The following is a 17,177-nucleotide window of genomic DNA, read 5'->3' on the forward strand; positions in this document are numbered from 1 at the left end:
AGCTCCTATTTATTTCTTATAGTGGATCGTGTGCAGTGATATCACTGCCAATTTTTTTCGCGAGATCAGGTTTCGCTAATGCAATGACTAGTCCGACAAGACACCAAGCGCCTGCCAAGTATGGGAAGTAAGTGTAGGGCGCTTCCTGTCCAATCACCTGATTGATATATACCAGGACGAGATAAGCAAGCGCCAGCAATGGCAGTACCAATTCATACTTAGCAATCTTTGACCCCGGTTTAAGCACATACCGAATAACACCTACTGATGTCATACCGTACGCAATAACCATGCAAAGCGTGCCGATAGTCGCATACCAGTAGTAAACATCGACACTCGTGGCTCCGAACAAACCCAAAGCTAGTGCCATCACAACAGCCAAAACAACTGCAAACCAAACTGCGTTTGCGGGAACACCTGTTTTAGGATTCACAGCAGCTAGCCGCTTCGGCCCAAAACCATCACGCGAAAGCGCAAATAGCAGACGTGAAGCAGCAGCTGTTGAGCTCAGGAACGCTGCAAGCGCCACACAGAACGCAATAGCTGAGATACCAATCGCAAACCATTTGCCGATGTAAGTGGTCGATAACTGCGTGAGAGTTGATTCCGAGGCGCTAAATGCTGCTACTCCTGCTTCATCAGTACCGAAGCCAATAGTTTGAGCAAACATCACAATCACATAAATGAACCCACCAAGAGCCACCGCCAAAAACAGTGACCGCGGCACAACTCGTTTGGGCTCTGCGGCTTCCTCCCCAAGAGAGCTGCCCGACTCAAACCCGGCCCAAGAGAGGAACGCGAAAACAGATGCTGTCAGGATCACACTAAAGCTGTTACCTGCAGGACTCAAAGCAGTGAAATCAATTCCAGTAGAAACCGGCGCTTTACCGGTTCCGACGGTGACAAAAATCACCGCAGCCAATACCAACATTGCAACAATACCGATAAAACCAATGATGAGCAAGGTTCGGGCTGTGACTTTTGACTCCCGCAGATTTAGTGCTAGACCAAGCACCAGAATCAGCAATGGAATTAACATCCACAGCTTCCCATCCAGAGAAAGACCGATTTCTCCTAAGAAAGCTTCAAAGAAAACTGCGCAAGCACCGACGATGCAGGCTGCGAAAAAAATGTATGTTCCAAGCAGAGCGAAGCCACCAAAAAATCCGGCCCGCGGTCCAATCGTGCTACCGGCTAGAGCATATACTGATCCTGCATGCGTGATGAGACCCGTTAGCCGGATAAAACTATATGCAACAAGCATGGTGCCCAAAAAAGCGATTGAGAATGTGAAAGGCACCGCTTTGCCTACAATACCGGCAACACCGATGCCATTAAGAGACATCGCCATCACCGGCCCCATAAAGCCAATAGAAATTGCTGTAATCTCCCAGGTTCGCAACTTCCTCTTAACGGATACTACTTCCGGGGCTGCTGTGTCTTCTGTGTACGCCACTGTGCGCTCCTTGACTCTCCCAAACATCACTGTTTTGTAATTTTTACTAAAAAACAGTTAAAAAACTGCTTTATTGAAATAAATACTAAATTCAGTATTTGGTTTTGTCAAGCTACCGATCAATTGAGTGCTTGAACTTCGAAATCCGTTCACACAAGCACTGATGTTAAAACCTACTCCAAAGTTGGAGTATGTGCGAGGTTTGCCCTACTTAAACATTTCATGAAGCGACAAACTCATTCGAGCATGAATTTCATATATTGCATATAAATTTGCTTCTGCAGATAACTTCCAAATCTGCTTTTTCGGCGCTCCCTCTTTCGAATCGCTTTTAACGATCCACCGCATTTTTGCTTCTAAAATCTCTTTGTAATCGCTTAAAGTCGCAATTTTTATTTTTTGTTCCCCAAAGACTCCCATCCCCAAGCTATCGATAAACGCTTTAGAGTTATGAATTTCACTAAGGTCCAATGAAGTTGGGCTCCAAAAATCTTTACCAACAAGTTTATATAAGTCCGAATCATCCTTGAATAAATAATGTGCTGCACCAAGGAGAAAATCCGATGTGGTAGCAGAAAGACGTTCATTCACGTTATAAAAGCGGGAAAATGACTTATCAAACTTACCCTTATTCTTAGAAACTAAGTGCAAATCACATGAAGCAGCATTAATTAATTCCACCTGCGATTTAAGTTTGACATAGGGCGATCTTCGAATATCTCGTATCATAAATAACCAAGGGATATCTAAAAATTCGACTTCCCCAGCATGAACGTAACTTCCGTTTTCTGTGATTAATTTCTTTCTTAACTCATTGCTCCAGGAGTTAAAAGAAGTTCTGACTGCCTGTTCCCTATCCAAATTCTTTTGATTTTTTTCAAACTTCCAACCAAAAAAAGCAATCAATAAAGATATGAGAAAATTAGACAGTGCGTCAATCCAGGGCAAATACTCTTCCAAAACTACTCCTGCTAAGACAAAACTTTACTGCTGGTTTAGTTGCGAATACAAACACAAACATCTAATGATTTGTACAGATATTTCTGCGTATCTTTACAACAGGAAACAGTAAATCCAGTTCACTCGTCACATTACTTGAACCAAAGTTCTTGTCAGAATAAATTTTTTTGCGGAAAAAGCAATCCCAAAGACACAAACCCAAATTGCCGCACCTAACGCAAAGCCAGCATAAGGAAGAATTATTTCTACGTTTATTTGTTTAATTTTCTCCTTTTCAATTGCGCCTTCTCCGAAAAGTCCAAGTATAAATTCTAACGATCCAGTAAACATAAAAATCACAGTTACAACAATTGATGAACCGACTATTTGTAAAAACATCCAAATCAAAGTTATTTCTTTGTGCGCCTGCTGATAGGTGTTATCCAAAAACTGCGTGCTTACTTGCAATTCATCCATCTTGTTTTTAATGTCCTCCGCAGAAGGGATTTTTGTTAAATCTTCTTTTATAAACAACAACAAAATTACGCAATATAAAACTCCACTTGCTAGAAATATGATGCTTGGAAGTTTTAGCTCAGGCAAGCAACTAATGACAACTAACAATAAAGCAAATAATAAAAGAAATATCGTGATTGTGAAAAACACATAACGGCAAACGCATTGCTCTAAAACATATTTAGTGAGGTCTTTTTTTGTATTGCCCATTTTCCACCTCGTCTGATTTCGGGTTTAGCTTCTAAGCATTCAAGTGCTTCAGTCATCCACTACGGTGTAGTGTTTGCGCACGGGGGTGTGCACATCCCAGGTGCCGCGCCAACCGCTGGGCATCACAACAATGTCGCCGCCACGGTAGGTGCGCGGTTCCGCTCCCTCAGCGGTGATGGTCACCTCGCCGCTGATGAGGTAGCAAATCTCGGTGTAGCCGTCGCGCACCGCAGTGAAGCTGCCCACGCCGCACTCCCACACCCCGGTCTCTATCTTGCCGCCGCTCCACACCGGCAGGGTCGCCTCCGTTAAACCCGGTGTGGTCGCGGTCGGCTTCGGCTGTGGGGTGCCGAGATCCACTCCCGGCACCTGCTGCAAGCCAGCAGTGTCAATGGTTTCGCTCATGTTAGTGTCCCCTTCCGGTAATCACGTCAGCGATTTTCGCGATCGGTGAAGTTGTTTTACGGCCCGCAGTCTCCGCGCGGTCAGCCATGCCGTAAGCCTGATACAGCCCCTTGGTGGCGATCCACCTCAGCGGCTCCGGCTCCCACTTGCGCACCCGGTGGTTCACCCACGGCAGACTCACCAGGTCACTGTCGCGCTCCAAAATCAGGTCGCACAGGGTGCGGCCGGCGAGGTTGGTGCTGGTCACACCCGTGCCCACATAGCCGCCGCCCCACGCCATTCCGGTGGCGCGATCCAACCCCACAGTAGCCGCCCAATCGCGAGGCACGCCCAGCACGCCAGACCAGGTGTGGGCAATCTCTACCCCGCGGGTCACCGGGAAGAACCGGTTCAAAATCTCGGTCAGGGTGTCAACCGTCACCTGCGGCGTCTGCCCGTCAAGGTCGGTGCGCGAACCGTACTTGTAAGGCACCCCGCGGCCGCCAATCGCGATGCGGTCGTCGGCGGTGCGCTGCGCATACATGTAAACGTGCGCGAAATCGCCCAGCACCTCGCGACCTTCCCAGCGAATCTCCTCCCACATCGCGGCATCAAGCGGTGCGGTGGCGATCAGCGAAGAGTTCATCGGCAGCCACAGTCGCTTCAGCCCCTTCAGCCCCGCCGTGAAACCCTCGGTCGCGCGCACCACAAAATCTGCGTGCACCGTGCCGGCAGTGGTTACGAGTTTGCCGGGCAAAATCTCCTCCACCCGGGTCTGCTCGTAAATCTCCACCCCGAGTTTTTCACAGGCGGCGGCGAGCCCGGCAGCCAATTTTGCGGGTTGGATCCGCGCCGCGTGCGGATGCCACACCGCGGCCCGGGTGCCATGCACGTTAATTCGCCGCAGCGCCTCCGCCGCTTCCAACACCTGCAAATCAGTGTGCTTGTAGCGCGCTTCTGCCGCCGCAAACTGCCTGAGCCGCCGCTCCTGCGCCGTGTTTAGCGCAACATTGTATTCGCCGCCCTGCACAATATCCGCGTCGATGCCCTCGGCCTCGCACACCCGCATCACCTCAAGCACGGTGTTATTCATTTCCTGCTGGAAGCGATTCACGCTGTCGATGCCGTGCTGTTTCAGGTACTGTTCGCGGCCGCCCGTGATGGTGTTGGTAAGCCAGCCGCCGTTCCGGCCCGAAGCGCCGTAACCCGCGTGCCGCTGCTCCACAACCGCCACCCGCAGCTCAGGTTTTGCCTGTTTCAGGTAGTAGGCCGTCCACAACCCGGTGTAGCCTGCTCCCACAATCGCAACATCAACCGTGATATCGCCGCGCAACCCCGGGCGTAACCCGGCCACGCCGCTATCAGCCCCGGGTGCCCCGCCAAGCTGCTGCCACCAGTGTGAAACATTTCCGTTTAACATTTCCCCACTCCTTTGATAGTTAAATTTTATGTCGCAAAACGCTACGCCGGAAGTACCGGAGCGAAATTTGGGTTCCAAGTTAGTAACGCCCGGTTGCCGGTGCTCGGGAGCCACTCATACGGGGTCGCGCTGCGGACCACGCCGGTGGATCCACCTGGCAATTCAATCTCGAACTTCCATTCGGCGCCCAAATATATTGCCTGCTTCACGGTGACCGGCAGCTGCGGGGCGGCGGCGAGATTAGTGTGTGGCTCCACCAGCTTGCCCTGCTCCGGCCGCACAATCGTCACGGTTTTGCCGTCTGCGCTCGGCACCACGGTGGAGTCGCCGATGAACTCCGCCACAAATCGGGTTTTCGGGGTTTCGTAGAGCTCTTTCGCGGTGCCGACCTGCTCGATTTTGCCGTGGTTGAAAACCGCGATGCGGTCAGACAGGGTCAGTGCCTCTTCCTGATCGTGGGTCACGAAAATGAAGGTGCGGCCGATTTCGCGGTGAATGCGGCGCAACTCCAGCTGCAGCTGCTCCCGCAGTTTCTTGTCGAGCGCGCCCAGCGGCTCATCAAGCAGCAACACCCGCGGCTCAAACACCAGCGCCCGCGCCAGCGCCACTCGCTGCTGCTGCCCGCCGGAGAGCTCGTGCGGGAAGCGCTCCCCGAAACCGCTCAGCCCGGCAACCTCTAGCGCCTGCGCAACCCGCGTCGCAATCTCTGCCTTCGCCACTTTACGCTCCCGCAGCGGAAATGCCACATTGGCGTTCACCGTGAGGTGCGGAAACAGCGCATAGTGCTGAAACACGATGCCGAGATCGCGTTTGTGGACCGGCACCTCGTTCATCAGCTCATCGTCGATGTAGATGCCCCCGGTGGTGAGCTGGGCGAAACCCGCAATGAGGTTGAGGGTGGTGGTTTTACCGGAGCCGGATGGCCCCAGAAAAGTCATGAACTCGCCGGCTTTAATGTCGAGGCTGACATCATCAAGCGCGACTGATTTAGGGTAGTGCTTAGAGACGCCCTCCAGCCGAATCGGGGCGCCAGCAGATAGTTCAGCCACGTTTCTTCCTTCCTGTGGCAAGTAAAGCGATTACTACGATTGCGGTTGTGAGCAGCAGAATCACGGTTGCTGCCGCAGCAAGCGTGGGGTCAGTGTCGCGGGTCACGCTGGCGTACATTAGCACCGGCAGCGTCTCGAAATACGGACTCTTGATGAACAGCGACAACACCACCTCGTCGAAGGAGGTGACGAAGGCAAACAGCGCCCCCGAAACCAGGCTAGGCGTGATGTTTGGCAGCGTCACTTTCATGAAGGTGCCGAAGGCGTTTGCCCCCAGGCTGCGCGCCGCGAGCTCCAGGCGCTCGTCAAAATTTGCGAGCCCGGAGTTAATCGCGATCACCGTGAACGGCAGCGCCAGCACCGTGTGGGCGAACAGGAACCCCGGCAGGGTGCCGACCAGCCCCAAATACAAGAACACCGCGTATACGCCAATCGCCAGCACGATCCCCGGCACCACCATCGGGGCAATCAGCCCCGCGGTAACCGCCGCCATCAGTTTCTTCTGCGCGATAACCCGCAGCCCGAGCGCCGCCAACAGCCCCAGCACGGTTGCAAGCACCGCAACCAGCAGCCCCAGCAGCAGGGAGTTGCCGAGCGCGGCAGTCCACTGCGGGTTGGTGAAGAACGACTCGTACCACCTGAAAGACCAGCCCTGCGGCGGAAAAACCAGCGAGGCTTTGTCGGTGAAACTCAGGGGAATCACAATCAGAGTGGGGGCAATCAGCCACACCGCCACAACCGCGGCAAGCGCCCACAACCAGACTCTCGTAAACAAACTAGGTTTCAGCATTTAGAACACCTTTACTGCGATACCACGTTTTGCGCCGCTCTTCGCTATCAGTGCCAGCAGTCCCAGAATCAACAGGGTGCACACCAACAAGATGACTCCGAGCGCACCGCCGCGACCCCACTGCAGCAGCCCATTGACCTGCGTGTAAATAGACTGCGCCAGCATGCTGTCTTGCGGCGACCCGAGCAGCGCGGGGGTGACATAAAACCCGAGTGCTTGAATGAACACCAGCAGCGAGCCGGCGGCGATGCCGGAGATGCTCAGCGGCAGATACACTTTCAAAAACGCCACCGCGGGCCGCGCGCCGAGTGACCTGGCCGCGGTGATGAGACGCAGATCGATACTGCTCATGGTGGCGTACAGCGGCAGCACCATAAACGGCATCAGCACCTGGGTCAGGCCAATCATCACCCCGGTGTTGGTGCGCAAAAGTTGCAGCGGCCCGACACCGAAAACCTCAAGCAGGTTGTTAATCACACCGTTATCCTGCAGCAGCACGATCCACGCGAAGGTTCTAATCATCAGCGAGGTCCAAAACGGAATCAGCGCAATCACCAGCAGTGCGATGCGGGCGCGTTTGCCCACAATCGTCATCAGGTAGGCGTAGGGATACGCGAGCACCAGGCAGATAACGGTTGCGAGCGCGGCGTTGCTGAAGGTCCGCCCGATTGTTGCCAGGTTGTTGGGGTCGGAGAACACCCATTCATAATTTTGGATTCCGGGGTGTGGATCGCTGACGCTGCGCAGCATACTGTCTAGCAGAGGGTAAGCAAAGACTCCCAGCAGCAGGGCGTACGCCGGCAGCAGTAGCAGCAGGGCCCGGAATCGGGCGCGCGGGGTTTTGCGTCTATCCGCGCGCCCGATCGGAATGTTTGTTGTATCTGCCACGATTTACCCCTGCAGCCACTTCACCCATCGTTCGAGTTCAGCGTCGTAGTTGGCAGCCCACCAGGCGGTGTCGGTGGAAACAATTTTCGCGGCGATTTCCGGCTCGGTGATGAGGTACTGTTTGCCGAGCTCACTCAGCTGCGGCGCAGCGTCTTTATGCACCGGTGAGTAGGCGGTCATCTCGGTCACTTTCGCCTGCGCTGCCGCGCCGAGGTAGTGGTTGATTAGCGCCATCGCAGCCTTTGGATTTTTTGCGCCCTTAGGCACGCCTAGTGCGTCTGCGATGAGCAGTGATCCATCCCAGATTGGCGCGTATTTCGCGCCGTTTTCAACCGCTGCGAAACCGCGGCCAGACCACACCAGCGCCATGTCTGCTTCGCCAGATTCCATCATTTGCTGCGATTCTGCGCCGGTTTTCCAGTAGATCAGGCTGTCTTTAATGGTGTCTAGTTTGGCGTATGCTTTGTCCATGTCAAGCGGGTACAAGTTTTCCGGCGCTACCCCCTCAGCCAGCAGTGCGCCCTCATAAACTCCCGGGCCCACATCCTCAAACCCGGCGATGGCACGTTTGCCCGGGAATTTTGCGGTGTCAAAGAAATCTTGCCAGCCGGTTGGCGGAGTTGGATATTTCTCAGTGTTGTACATGATGACGTAGCTGTACTGCATCGCCGGCACGTAGCAGGAGCCAACCAGCTCTTGATGCTCGATATTGGAGGTGTCGATAATGCTGAAGTCGAGATCCATCAGCAGCCCATCCGGGCCGCAGTTCTTTTCAGCCCAAATAATGTCGCTGTCGACCACGTCCCAGGTCACGTTTTTGCTGTCTACCTGGGCTTTTACCTTCGCATATTCGGTGGGGCCGTCAGACAGCAGGTTGGCGCCGGAGATGCTCTTAAATTCTTCTAACGCGGCAATTTGTGCATCCTGGTAAATGCCACCCCAGGAGCTGAACGTGAGGTTTACCCCTTTAAGCGCTCCTTCTTTGGTGACACCTGCTTGTGCGGGACCGGTGCCCAGGTCAATGTCTGCACTCTGTTGTGGGCCGCTCCCGCAGGCGCTGAGCAGCACAGCGGCGGTGATACCGAGCACTGGCAAAGCCACGCGTGTCTTATTGTGCTTTAACATATCCATCTCCTTTGAATGTGTTGGTTAAACAGTTACCCTGTGCGATTGCGTTAAGTCTTCTTCGAGTTATGCTGGCGCCGCAAATGGTTCGGATGCCTCACGAGTTCTGCGATTAGACTCAGCATATTCTCAACATCGCAATAATGTCAAGTCTCTTTTGCTATCTCAGCAAAATATTTACGTTATTTTGTAAATTTACACGACTTTACCCGCCTGTTTCGTCTCGACTCTCACACCGCAGCAAAGAGTGTTCTAGACTGGTACCGAAACCGCATCACAGCGCGGTTCATCTCATATTTAGTCACTCGTAAGGAACGCCGATGAACTCCACCGGCAAACTCAAACGGTCGCTCGGGTTGCCACAGCTCGTGCTGTTCGGCATCACCTACATGACCGTGGTCACAGTTTTCACCACCTACGGTTACGTCAGTCAGGTCTCTGACAGTCGGCTGCCGCTGGCCTACCTGGTAACCACAGTTGCAATGATTTTCACCGCCCTCAGCTACGGCGCCATGGCGCGCCGCTACCCGGTGGCCGGCTCTTCCTACACCTACGCACAGCAAGCCTTCGGTGGCGGTGCAGGCTTTCTCACCGGCTGGGCGACACTGCTCGACTACCTGTTCCTACCACTGATTAACTTCATGCTGCTCGGCGCCTACCTCAACGCGGTTATTCCGCAGGTGCCTTTCTGGGTTTTCACGCTCGTGGCTATCGCGCTGGTGTTCACCCTCAACGTGCTCGGCATCACTATGATCAACAAGGTAAACGTGCTGATTATTGCGCTTGGAGCGATTCTCTCTCTTGTTTTCATTGTGCTGTCGTTCAACACCTACCTGAAAGCAACCAATGCGCCAGCACTGTTTGAACCTTTCACCGTAGGTGATGCAGGCTGGCAGGGCGTATTCGGCGGCGCGGCGATCCTCGCGCTCTCCTTCCTCGGTTTTGACGCGGTCTCTACCCTGTCTGAGGAGACTCGTGACGCACGCCGCAACATTCCTCGCGCGATTGTTTTGACAACCCTTGTTGGTGGGCTGCTCTTTACCCTGATTTCTTGGGCTGGCTCCCTCGCGGTGCAGCCGGACTGGGATGGCATGAGCACTGAAGAGCTCGACACCGCGAGCGCCTTCCTGATGCAGAGCGTTGGCGGCGAGCTGCTGCTAAACTTCTTCATCGCGGTTTACGTTGCCGGCTGCATCGGTTCCGGCCTTGCCGGCCAGGTTGGCGTGTCTCGTATTCTGTTCTCGATGGGTCGTGACGGCATTCTGCCATCAGCTCTCGGTAAGGTGTGGGAGCGCCGCGGCACCCCGGTTATCGCAACCGCTGCCGTTAGCGTGTTCACTCTGCTGGGCATTTTCCTGCCGCTGTCACTCGTAATTAACGTGATTAGCTTCGGCGCCCTGGCGGCATTCACGATGGTAAACCTGTCTGTGATTCGCACCTTTGCGCTGCGGCAAAACAGTGAGGTACGTGACTTTAAGTCTGCGCTGCGGTATGTGGTCTTCCCACTAATCGGCACCATCTTCACCTTCTGGCTCTGGACGTCTCTCACCCAACAAACTCTCATCGTTGGCCTCTTGTGGCTGCTTGGCGGTTTTGTGATTCTGTTGATTGTCACCCGCGGTTTTAAGCGTCGGGTTCCCACCATGGATCTCAGCGAAAAAACCGCTGCCGATGCCGCTGGTCCAAGCACCGAGCATATCGATCTCCTCGGCGCTGACTACCCATTCCGCGACGGTAAATACTAGGAGGAAGCGTGTCTCAAAACACCCCTGATCTCATCGTTACTAACGCCGTTATTTGGAACGGTGAAACCCTCACCGAGCACACTGCAATGGCTGTCACTGCCGGCAAGATTACAGCGCTCGGCGGCGCTGAAGTGGCACAGCTGGCAGGCGCCAAAACCGAGGTTGTTGATGCCGCAGGTGGGCTGCTCACCCCCGGCTTCGTAGACTGCCACAACCACACCGCGATGGGCGGCATTGAGCGCAACAGCTGCGATCTCACCGGGTGCAAAAACAGCGAACAGGCAATCGCCGCGGTTGCGGCTTACGCTGCCGCCAACCCGGAGGCGGAATGGATTCTCGGCGGAGGCTGGCGGATTCCGTGGTTTGAGGGCGGCACCCCACTAAAAGAGCAGCTTGACGCAGTTGTGCCCGACCGTCCGGTCTACCTCTTAAACGCTGACCATCACGCAGCGTGGGCTAACTCCAAAGCCCTGGAGCTTGCGGGCATCACCGCTGACACCGCAGATCCGAGCGATGGGCGCATTGAGCGTGATGCCGCCGGAAATCCTAACGGCACCCTGCAAGAGGGCGCCACCGCACTGGTGGCGAGCGTACTGCCAGAGTATACCCCGGCGGTAATTCGCGCCGGTATTCTAGCGGGCGAGAAATATCTATTTGAGTGCGGGGTCACCGCCTGGCAGGAAGCGATTCTCGGCGACTACGGCGGCTACCCTGATTTCAGCCCGGTTTATGCCGAGATGGCTGACGCGGCGGAGCTTACCGGGCGGGTCACGGGCGCGCTGTGGGTATCACGCGACTTTGACGGAATGACCATTCCTGAATATGTTGCTGACCTCACCAATCGCCGCGCCAAGTATGCGCGGGCAGGATTCAACCTTGATCACATCAAGATTATGGCTGACGGTGTGCAAGAGAACGGCACTGCCGCGCTCACCGACCCTTACGTCAGCGACTGCAACTGCGCTCCAGCAAACACAGGGCTAGCTTATTTCTCTCGCGACAGCTTGCTAGAACTAATTCCGTTGCTCAACGAGGCTGAGTTTGATGTGCACGTGCACGCTATCGGAGATCGTGCCGTGAAGTATGCTCTAGACGCTTTCGAAGCAGTTCCGGCAGCGGTACGTGAGGCACGCCACAATCACATCGCGCACCTGCACGTGGTAGACCCGGTTGATCTGCCGCGCTTCGCGGAGCTTGGAATCCGCGCCAACATTCAGGCGCTGTGGGCCTGTCAAGATCAGCAAATGCTCGACGTCACCTTCCCGACCCTAGGCGAAAACCGCATCCCGTGGCAGTATCCTTTCGCGGGCATCGCCCAGCACGGCGCTACTCTGGTGTGCGGATCAGACTGGCCGGTTTCCACCCCAGACCCGTGGCAGGCAGTGCACGTTGCGGTAACCCGCACCCAGCCGGGAGCTGAGCCGGGCGAGCCGCTGCTGCCAGAGCAGGCGCTCACCCTGGAGCAAATGCTCACCGCGTACCACCGCAATTCCGCGCAGCTGCTGCGCACCGGTTCCGGGTTGGTGCAGGTGGGTGAAGCGGCAGACTTCGCGATTGCAGACCGCAACCCGTTTGCGGCGCCGATGAGCGAACTGTGGCAAACCACCAACAAACTCACCGTGGTTGCCGGCAAAGTGGTGTTTAACGCCGCAGCGTAAAATGGCATAGCCTCGCCGCAGCGTGCCGCACCGGGACGTGGCGCCCCCGGGCGCCGTACCCGAGGCGCACCCAAGGCAGCACCCCTGCGGCCACACCCTCCGGGAGCCGGGCACAGCATCACACTGGCTCGGCTTCCGGTCTATTTTAGGGTTTGCAGCACAGATTCAGATGCGTGTTTTAGGCTGGTCATAATTCCTAAACCCAGCATTTCACTCAGGAGGCGGAACTATGATCAACAACCGTAATGGTGCACTGCTGCTCGCTGGCGGACTGTTGTGCGGTGCTATTAGCGGCTGTGTCCCGCTTGCAGATGCTACTCTCAATGAGCATCTCATTTCTTGGACTTCAGCCGAGATTACCGGGACCCATGAAATCACTGTCACCGTACATGGGGGTGACCCGCTGTGCGAAACTACTCGTGTCGTTAGCAGCGAAGATGGCACAGTGTTGCGCGTCGCAGTAATCAGAGGCTATCCCGCTGATGCACCCGACCAGTGCACCCTAATCGCAACCCAAGAACAGCTGGTGATTTCCACCACCGCGCCCGCCAGTACTCTTACAGTGGAGCCGATGTCCGCTGCCGAAGCGGGGCTCTAACGCCGCTTCCCAAAAATAGTGTTGATGATTGCGCGGGTCACCTCGCGAATCACCGTCTGCCCAGTGCGGCTGCCAATCACCTTTTCAATACCAGATTTCTGCTGTCTCGTGCTCTGGCGGCGCGGTGCCGGAGCATGGCGCTGTGGCGCTGAATCCCGGTAACGTTCACTCTCGCGATAGCGCTCGCCATCCCGGTAGCCGCGGCCGTCACCGGCGGCGTCAGCGCCCGCAGCCTGCTGCGCGGCAGCCACCCGTCCGGCCAAAATCTCAGCCGCGCTCACCGACTGCACCGGGGTGCCGTAACGCGGCAACAGCTGGGACGCATTAACTGCGGCAACAATATCTGCTTCCGGGGTCGGATCCATCAGCCCCTGCGGGGCCCGCAGCCTGGTCCACGCGGTAGGCGTCGGCGCACCCTTCTCGTTCATCACCGTCACAATTGCTTCACCGGTGGCCAGTTCGGTCAATACCTTTTCCAGGTCGTACCCGCTGTCTGGGTAGGTGCGTGCCGCCGCTTTCAAGGCCGCCGCATCGTCAGGGGTGTGCGCCCGCAGCTGGTGCTGTACCCGGCTGCCGAGCTGTGCCAAAACATCGTTTGGCAGATCCTTTGGGCTCTGCGTGATAAAGAAGACCCCAACACCTTTCGAGCGGATCAACCGCACCGTCTGCACCACCTGCGAAATAAACGCTTTGCTCGCGTCTTTAAACAGCAGGTGCGCTTCGTCGAAGAAAAACACCAGTTTCGGCTTCGGGGCGTCACCGACCTCCGGGAGTGTACGGAACAGATCCGCCAATAGCCACATCAGGAAAGTTGAAAACACCTCTGGTTGATGCGCCACGCCGGGAATCTGCAGCAGCGACACAATGCCGCGCCCGTCAGCTGCGTAGCGCAAAAATTCACTGCTCGGCATCTCCGGCTGACCAAAGAAGTTCGCAGCCCCGGCAGCCTCGAAGTTGCTGAGCTCTCGCAGAATAACCCCCGCGGTCTGCTTCGAAACTCCGCCCAGGGCGGCAAGCTCGGCTTTACCTTCGGGGCTGGTGAGGTGAGTCAGCACGGCTTTCAGATCCGCAATGGTATTAAGCGGCACTTGGTGCTGTGCGGCGTAGTTAAAAATCAGTTTCAGACTAGACTCTTGGGTTTCATTAAGCCCCAGCACCTTCGCAAACAGCAGCGGCCCGAAGCTTTTGACGGTGGCGCGGATCGGCACTCCGTGGCCGTTGCCGCCGAGGCTGAAATACTCCACCGGAGTCGCCGCCGCCTGCCACTCTTGCCCGATGCCGGCGGTGCGCGCCAGCAGCTTCTCGCTCGCCACCCCCGGTGTTGCCACACCCGAAAGGTCACCTTTGATGTCGGCAGCGAAAACCGGCACTCCGTTGCTGCTGAGTTGCTCCAGCAGCACCTGCAGGGTGCGGGTTTTACCGGTGCCGGTCGCACCCGCGATGAGCCCGTGGCGGTTTGTCATTGCAATGGGGATGCGGATCTGCACCTCCGGCAGTGCCTCCCCGTTCACCAAAGCGCCCATCTCCAGCGCTGGCTCGGCGAAGCTGTATCCGACGCTAATTTTCTCGACTTCGGCGGCGGTGAGCGGCCCGGTCTGCTGCTGTTCGGTGTTGCTGGTCATCACTTTTCTCCACTCTCTGCGGGTGCCAGCGGGCTGAGCCCGATCGCGGTTGTAATTTCTTCCTGCTGCCCACCGGAGTGGGTGATTAAGTTTCCGGTCACGGTGAGCTGGGTGACGTGGTGCCCCAGTGCCCGGGCCACGGTGTCACGGGTGTGCTCCAGCTCGTACCAGTGCGTTGCCGCGTCTTGGCTGTGCTCGATTTGATATGCGGGGATCCGGCTCACCGTGCTGGCTGCCGCCGTCAGCTGGTGCATCCGCACATGGTCGGGGTGGCCGTAGCCGCCCTGCGGGTTGTAGCTGATGAGCTTGGTCGGTTGCCAGGCGGTAATCAGGGCTAGCACATCGGCGAGCGCGGCGGCGAAATCGCTGCTGGTGAGACTGTCTGCCGGGGCGTCTGCGGCGGGACCGGCGACGCCGGGGTTAATCCACCGCATTCCGGAATCGCGGTAGCGGCGTGCGGCGGCTCCCTCGGCTCGTGCCGGGGCGGTGCCGAGATAGGCGTGGGCGGTAATGCCGAGTTCTTTGAGCGCACCGGCGAGCTCTGCTTCGCGATACTCTTCAAGGGTGTGGCCGGCGGGTTTGGTGGTGAGCGCGCCGGGCACGATTTCTCCGGCTTCACCGCGGGTTGCGGTGAGCAGTTGGCACGCAACTCCGGCGCTCACCAGGTGGGTGATGAGGGCGCCGGTGGCGAGGGTTTCGTCGTCAGGGTGGGCGTGCAGAAACAGCACCCGGTCGCCGAACGCAAACGGTTCCGGCAGCATAGCAGCGGAGTCCGCAGCTGGTTGTGAGCTGCGATTACCCGCGGTGTTAGCGGCCTGCCGCGCAGCCAGCTGCGGTTGCGGCTGTGACGTAGTAAGCGGCGGCTCCGGCAGCGGCTGCCCCAAAATTTCGCGGTAGTGCTTATCCAGTCCCGCCGCAGCATGCTGCCAACTGTACTGCGTGGCACGTTCCCTCCCGGCAGCACCAAGCGCCACGCGGCGGGTATCATCTGCGAGCAATAAGGTAATCGCCTGAGCCCACGCTACGGGGTCGCGATCCGCCATAATAATGCCGGTCTCACCATCTGCTATCGCTTCACATAACCCACCCGCCGCAGCCGCAATTACCGGCACTCCGGAGGCGTTGGCTTCTAGCGCTACGAGCCCGAAAGTTTCGCTGTATGACGGCACCAACATGATTTTCGCGTCACGCATCAGGGTGGCTAGATTGTCGCGGCTTTGCGAGCCGCACCATCTGACCCGGTCGCTGATGCCGAGGTCACTGGCGAGCTGTTTTAGTTCGTCCAGATAGTGCGCAAAGTCTTTGCTGACGTCGCCCGTGATTACCAGGTACGGCCGCATCTCACACGGCACTGCGGCGAGCGCGGCGAGCGCTAGTTGCGGGCCTTTAAGTGGCTGCAGTCGCCCCGCAAACAGCAAGTAGTCGCCGCTGCCGCACTCATGTCGTGGCTCCGCTTCCCTCTCCTCTGTGGGCGCAGCGGCCGGCTCAGCTTCCGGGTCAGATGCAGCAGGAGTGCCGGTAGCAGTTGCGGAAGCAGCACCCGCAGCGGCGCGCGGCCTAAAGAAGTCTAAATCAACGCCGGGGTTGACGATTACCACTTTTGCCGGATCCGCCCCACACCTAGAAATAATCGTGTCTGCTTCATACTGGCTAACCGCGACAATTAAGTCTGACTGCGCAGCAATTAATCGCTCGCCAGCGTTACGTCCCGCAGATTCTGGCGGTTCCCCGTCGCTCAGCGGAGCCCCCGGCAACGCCGCAACCGAGTGGAAACTCTGCACGTGCGGCACGCCCCACTGTTTCGCGATGGGCAGCGCCGCAACCCCGCTCATCCAGTGTTGAGAGTGGATCAGCTCCGCCGGCTCCAACTGCGCCAGCGCCGCAGAAAACTCAGCAATATAGACCTCTTGGGCGCTTTTTGCGAGCGGCTCTGCCGGGCCCGCGGTGAGCTGCCGCACGGTGACCCCGGGGGCAATTTCAATCACATCCGGCAGAGTGGTGTTGTCGCGGCGGGTTACGATTTCAACCTGGTAGCCGCGCTCTGCGAGGGCTCGCGCGTTGTGCACCTCAACCACATTCATACCGCCGGCGTCTTTTGAACCGGGGGCATCTAGCGGCGAGGTATGCAGCGAAACATAGATAATGCGAGCCATATATCTAAGCTACCAGGTGCTGCTGCGCAATCAATGGGGTATTTGTGCGAAGCCCGGCTCTAGCGCACCCTATCAGTTTTGCGGTGCATCACCCCGTATTTTTTGATCTCTGTCACCTGGTTGTGGTTTTGTTAAACCTTTGCCACACTAATGCTGCGCTCGCGCCGATTGCTAAAGCTGCCCCCAGATCGATGGCGAGGTTTGCCGCGCCCTGATTAAGTTCGTGTATAAGCGCGCCGCAGCCTATTAACACCAGCCCTGCAACTATGAACAGTAGCACAATACGGGTGCTCAGCTGCGTCTTATATCCGGCTGCTTGTTTTTTACGCTGCAACGGCAATTCCACCCGGAGGTAGAGGATAGTCACCAGAATCGCGCCGCCGAAAGCTGCCGCAACCTGTAACAAATGATTGCCGAACGAGGCGGCGATAAATGCTAAGGCAAGACAGATTGCTCCGATTACAGGAAGCAGAATCGTGTACCACTTAGGGAGTTTAAACATGTTTTCCTCCACCAACAATCAGGGTTTACGCGACTTTCAATAACATTCCACAACTTACCACAAAACCGCGGAAAATCAAGACAAAACGAGGCAAGTGCTGAAATCGTGCAATGTTCCCCCGG

The 17,177-nt window shown here is 56.6% G+C and carries 15 protein-coding genes; 3 read left to right on the plus strand and 12 right to left on the minus strand.

All coding sequences use genetic code 11. The annotated features are described in order from the left end of the window. Window positions 1-16: 16 nt before the first annotated feature. The 9 genes from F5897_RS01870 to F5897_RS01910 form a co-directional block, all read right to left on the minus strand. Window positions 17-1,456, minus strand: a complete 1,440-nt coding sequence (locus tag F5897_RS01870; RefSeq protein WP_343048741.1) for an APC family permease — start codon at window positions 1,454-1,456, stop codon at window positions 17-19. Window positions 1,457-1,663: 207 nt separating this feature from the next. Further along, window positions 1,664-2,416 carry a hypothetical protein gene (locus tag F5897_RS01875; protein ID WP_183304273.1) on the minus strand — a complete coding sequence of 251 codons (753 nt, stop codon included), beginning with the start codon at window positions 2,414-2,416 and terminating at the stop codon, window positions 1,664-1,666. Window positions 2,417-2,542: 126 nt separating this feature from the next. Then, window positions 2,543-3,121 (minus strand): hypothetical protein, encoded by a 579-nt coding sequence (locus F5897_RS01880; RefSeq protein WP_183304274.1) that lies wholly within the window; start codon window positions 3,119-3,121, stop codon window positions 2,543-2,545. Between the two features lie 48 nt (window positions 3,122-3,169). Continuing rightward, complete coding sequence (locus F5897_RS01885) at window positions 3,170-3,526, minus strand: cupin domain-containing protein (protein WP_183304275.1); 357 nt, start codon at window positions 3,524-3,526, stop codon at window positions 3,170-3,172. Between the two features lies 1 nt (window position 3,527). Continuing rightward, window positions 3,528-4,925 carry an NAD(P)/FAD-dependent oxidoreductase gene (locus F5897_RS01890; protein WP_183304276.1) on the minus strand — a complete coding sequence of 466 codons (1,398 nt, stop codon included), beginning with the start codon at window positions 4,923-4,925 and terminating at the stop codon, window positions 3,528-3,530. 41 nt (window positions 4,926-4,966) lie between these two features. After that, window positions 4,967-5,974 (minus strand): ATP-binding cassette domain-containing protein, encoded by a 1,008-nt coding sequence (locus F5897_RS01895; protein WP_183304277.1) that lies wholly within the window; start codon window positions 5,972-5,974, stop codon window positions 4,967-4,969. After that, entirely contained in the window at window positions 5,967-6,764 is a 798-nt protein-coding gene (locus F5897_RS01900) for an ABC transporter permease (RefSeq protein WP_124825205.1), read from the minus strand. Before F5897_RS01900 ends, F5897_RS01895 begins: the two co-directional genes overlap by 8 nt. Next, window positions 6,765-7,652 (minus strand): ABC transporter permease, encoded by an 888-nt coding sequence (locus F5897_RS01905; RefSeq protein ID WP_124825204.1) that lies wholly within the window; start codon window positions 7,650-7,652, stop codon window positions 6,765-6,767. Between the two features lie 3 nt (window positions 7,653-7,655). Further along, window positions 7,656-8,777, minus strand: a complete 1,122-nt coding sequence (locus F5897_RS01910) for a polyamine ABC transporter substrate-binding protein (RefSeq protein ID WP_246332189.1) — start codon at window positions 8,775-8,777, stop codon at window positions 7,656-7,658. A gap of 320 nt (window positions 8,778-9,097) precedes the next feature. Between F5897_RS01910 and F5897_RS01915 the strand changes: the two genes are divergently transcribed. The 3 genes from F5897_RS01915 (at window position 9,098) to F5897_RS01925 (ending at window position 12,778) form a co-directional block, all read left to right on the plus strand. Then, on the plus strand, window positions 9,098-10,522 hold the full coding sequence (locus F5897_RS01915; protein WP_183304279.1) for an APC family permease: 1,425 nt from the start codon (window positions 9,098-9,100) through the stop codon (window positions 10,520-10,522). Window positions 10,523-10,530: 8 nt separating this feature from the next. Beyond that, window positions 10,531-12,180: an amidohydrolase family protein gene (locus F5897_RS01920; RefSeq protein WP_221221241.1), complete on the plus strand. Its 1,650-nt coding sequence runs from the start codon at window positions 10,531-10,533 to the stop codon at window positions 12,178-12,180. Window positions 12,181-12,409: 229 nt separating this feature from the next. Then, window positions 12,410-12,778, plus strand: coding sequence for a hypothetical protein (locus F5897_RS01925; RefSeq protein ID WP_183304280.1), 369 nt, complete (start codon window positions 12,410-12,412; stop codon window positions 12,776-12,778). Here the strand turns inward: F5897_RS01925 and F5897_RS01930 are convergent. The 3 genes from F5897_RS01930 to F5897_RS01940 form a co-directional block, all read right to left on the minus strand. Then, a complete protein-coding gene (locus F5897_RS01930; RefSeq protein ID WP_183304281.1) occupies window positions 12,775-14,400 on the minus strand; it encodes a helicase HerA-like domain-containing protein in 1,626 nt (541 codons plus the stop codon). The genes F5897_RS01925 and F5897_RS01930 overlap by 4 nt on opposite strands. Further along, complete coding sequence (locus F5897_RS01935; RefSeq protein WP_183304282.1) at window positions 14,400-16,553, minus strand: glycosyltransferase; 2,154 nt, start codon at window positions 16,551-16,553, stop codon at window positions 14,400-14,402. The genes F5897_RS01930 and F5897_RS01935 overlap by 1 nt, the downstream gene beginning before the upstream one ends. A gap of 112 nt (window positions 16,554-16,665) precedes the next feature. Beyond that, window positions 16,666-17,055: a hypothetical protein gene (locus tag F5897_RS01940; RefSeq protein WP_183304283.1), complete on the minus strand. Its 390-nt coding sequence runs from the start codon at window positions 17,053-17,055 to the stop codon at window positions 16,666-16,668. Window positions 17,056-17,177: the final 122 nt, after the last annotated feature.

The organism is Canibacter oris, from assembly GCF_014197205.1.
Classification (GTDB): domain Bacteria; phylum Actinomycetota; class Actinomycetes; order Actinomycetales; family Microbacteriaceae; genus Canibacter; species Canibacter oris.

What these genes read in the sequence shown, in the direction of transcription:
- F5897_RS01880 (WP_183304274.1), bottom strand. Translation starts at nt 3,121, where the DNA reads ATGGGCAATACAAAAAAAGACCTCACTAAATATGTTTTAGAGCAATGC.
- F5897_RS01885 (WP_183304275.1), bottom strand. Translation starts at nt 3,526, where the DNA reads ATGAGCGAAACCATTGACACTGCTGGCTTGCAGCAGGTGCCGGGAGTG.
- F5897_RS01890 (WP_183304276.1), bottom strand. Translation starts at nt 4,925, where the DNA reads ATGTTAAACGGAAATGTTTCACACTGGTGGCAGCAGCTTGGCGGGGCA.
- F5897_RS01900 (WP_124825205.1), bottom strand. Translation starts at nt 6,764, where the DNA reads ATGCTGAAACCTAGTTTGTTTACGAGAGTCTGGTTGTGGGCGCTTGCC.
- F5897_RS01910 (WP_246332189.1), bottom strand. Translation starts at nt 8,777, where the DNA reads ATGTTAAAGCACAATAAGACACGCGTGGCTTTGCCAGTGCTCGGTATC.
- F5897_RS01915 (WP_183304279.1), top strand. Translation starts at nt 9,098, where the DNA reads ATGAACTCCACCGGCAAACTCAAACGGTCGCTCGGGTTGCCACAGCTC.
- F5897_RS01925 (WP_183304280.1), top strand. Translation starts at nt 12,410, where the DNA reads ATGATCAACAACCGTAATGGTGCACTGCTGCTCGCTGGCGGACTGTTG.
- F5897_RS01930 (WP_183304281.1), bottom strand. Translation starts at nt 14,400, where the DNA reads ATGACCAGCAACACCGAACAGCAGCAGACCGGGCCGCTCACCGCCGCC.
- F5897_RS01935 (WP_183304282.1), bottom strand. Translation starts at nt 16,553, where the DNA reads ATGGCTCGCATTATCTATGTTTCGCTGCATACCTCGCCGCTAGATGCC.
- F5897_RS01940 (WP_183304283.1), bottom strand. Translation starts at nt 17,055, where the DNA reads ATGTTTAAACTCCCTAAGTGGTACACGATTCTGCTTCCTGTAATCGGA.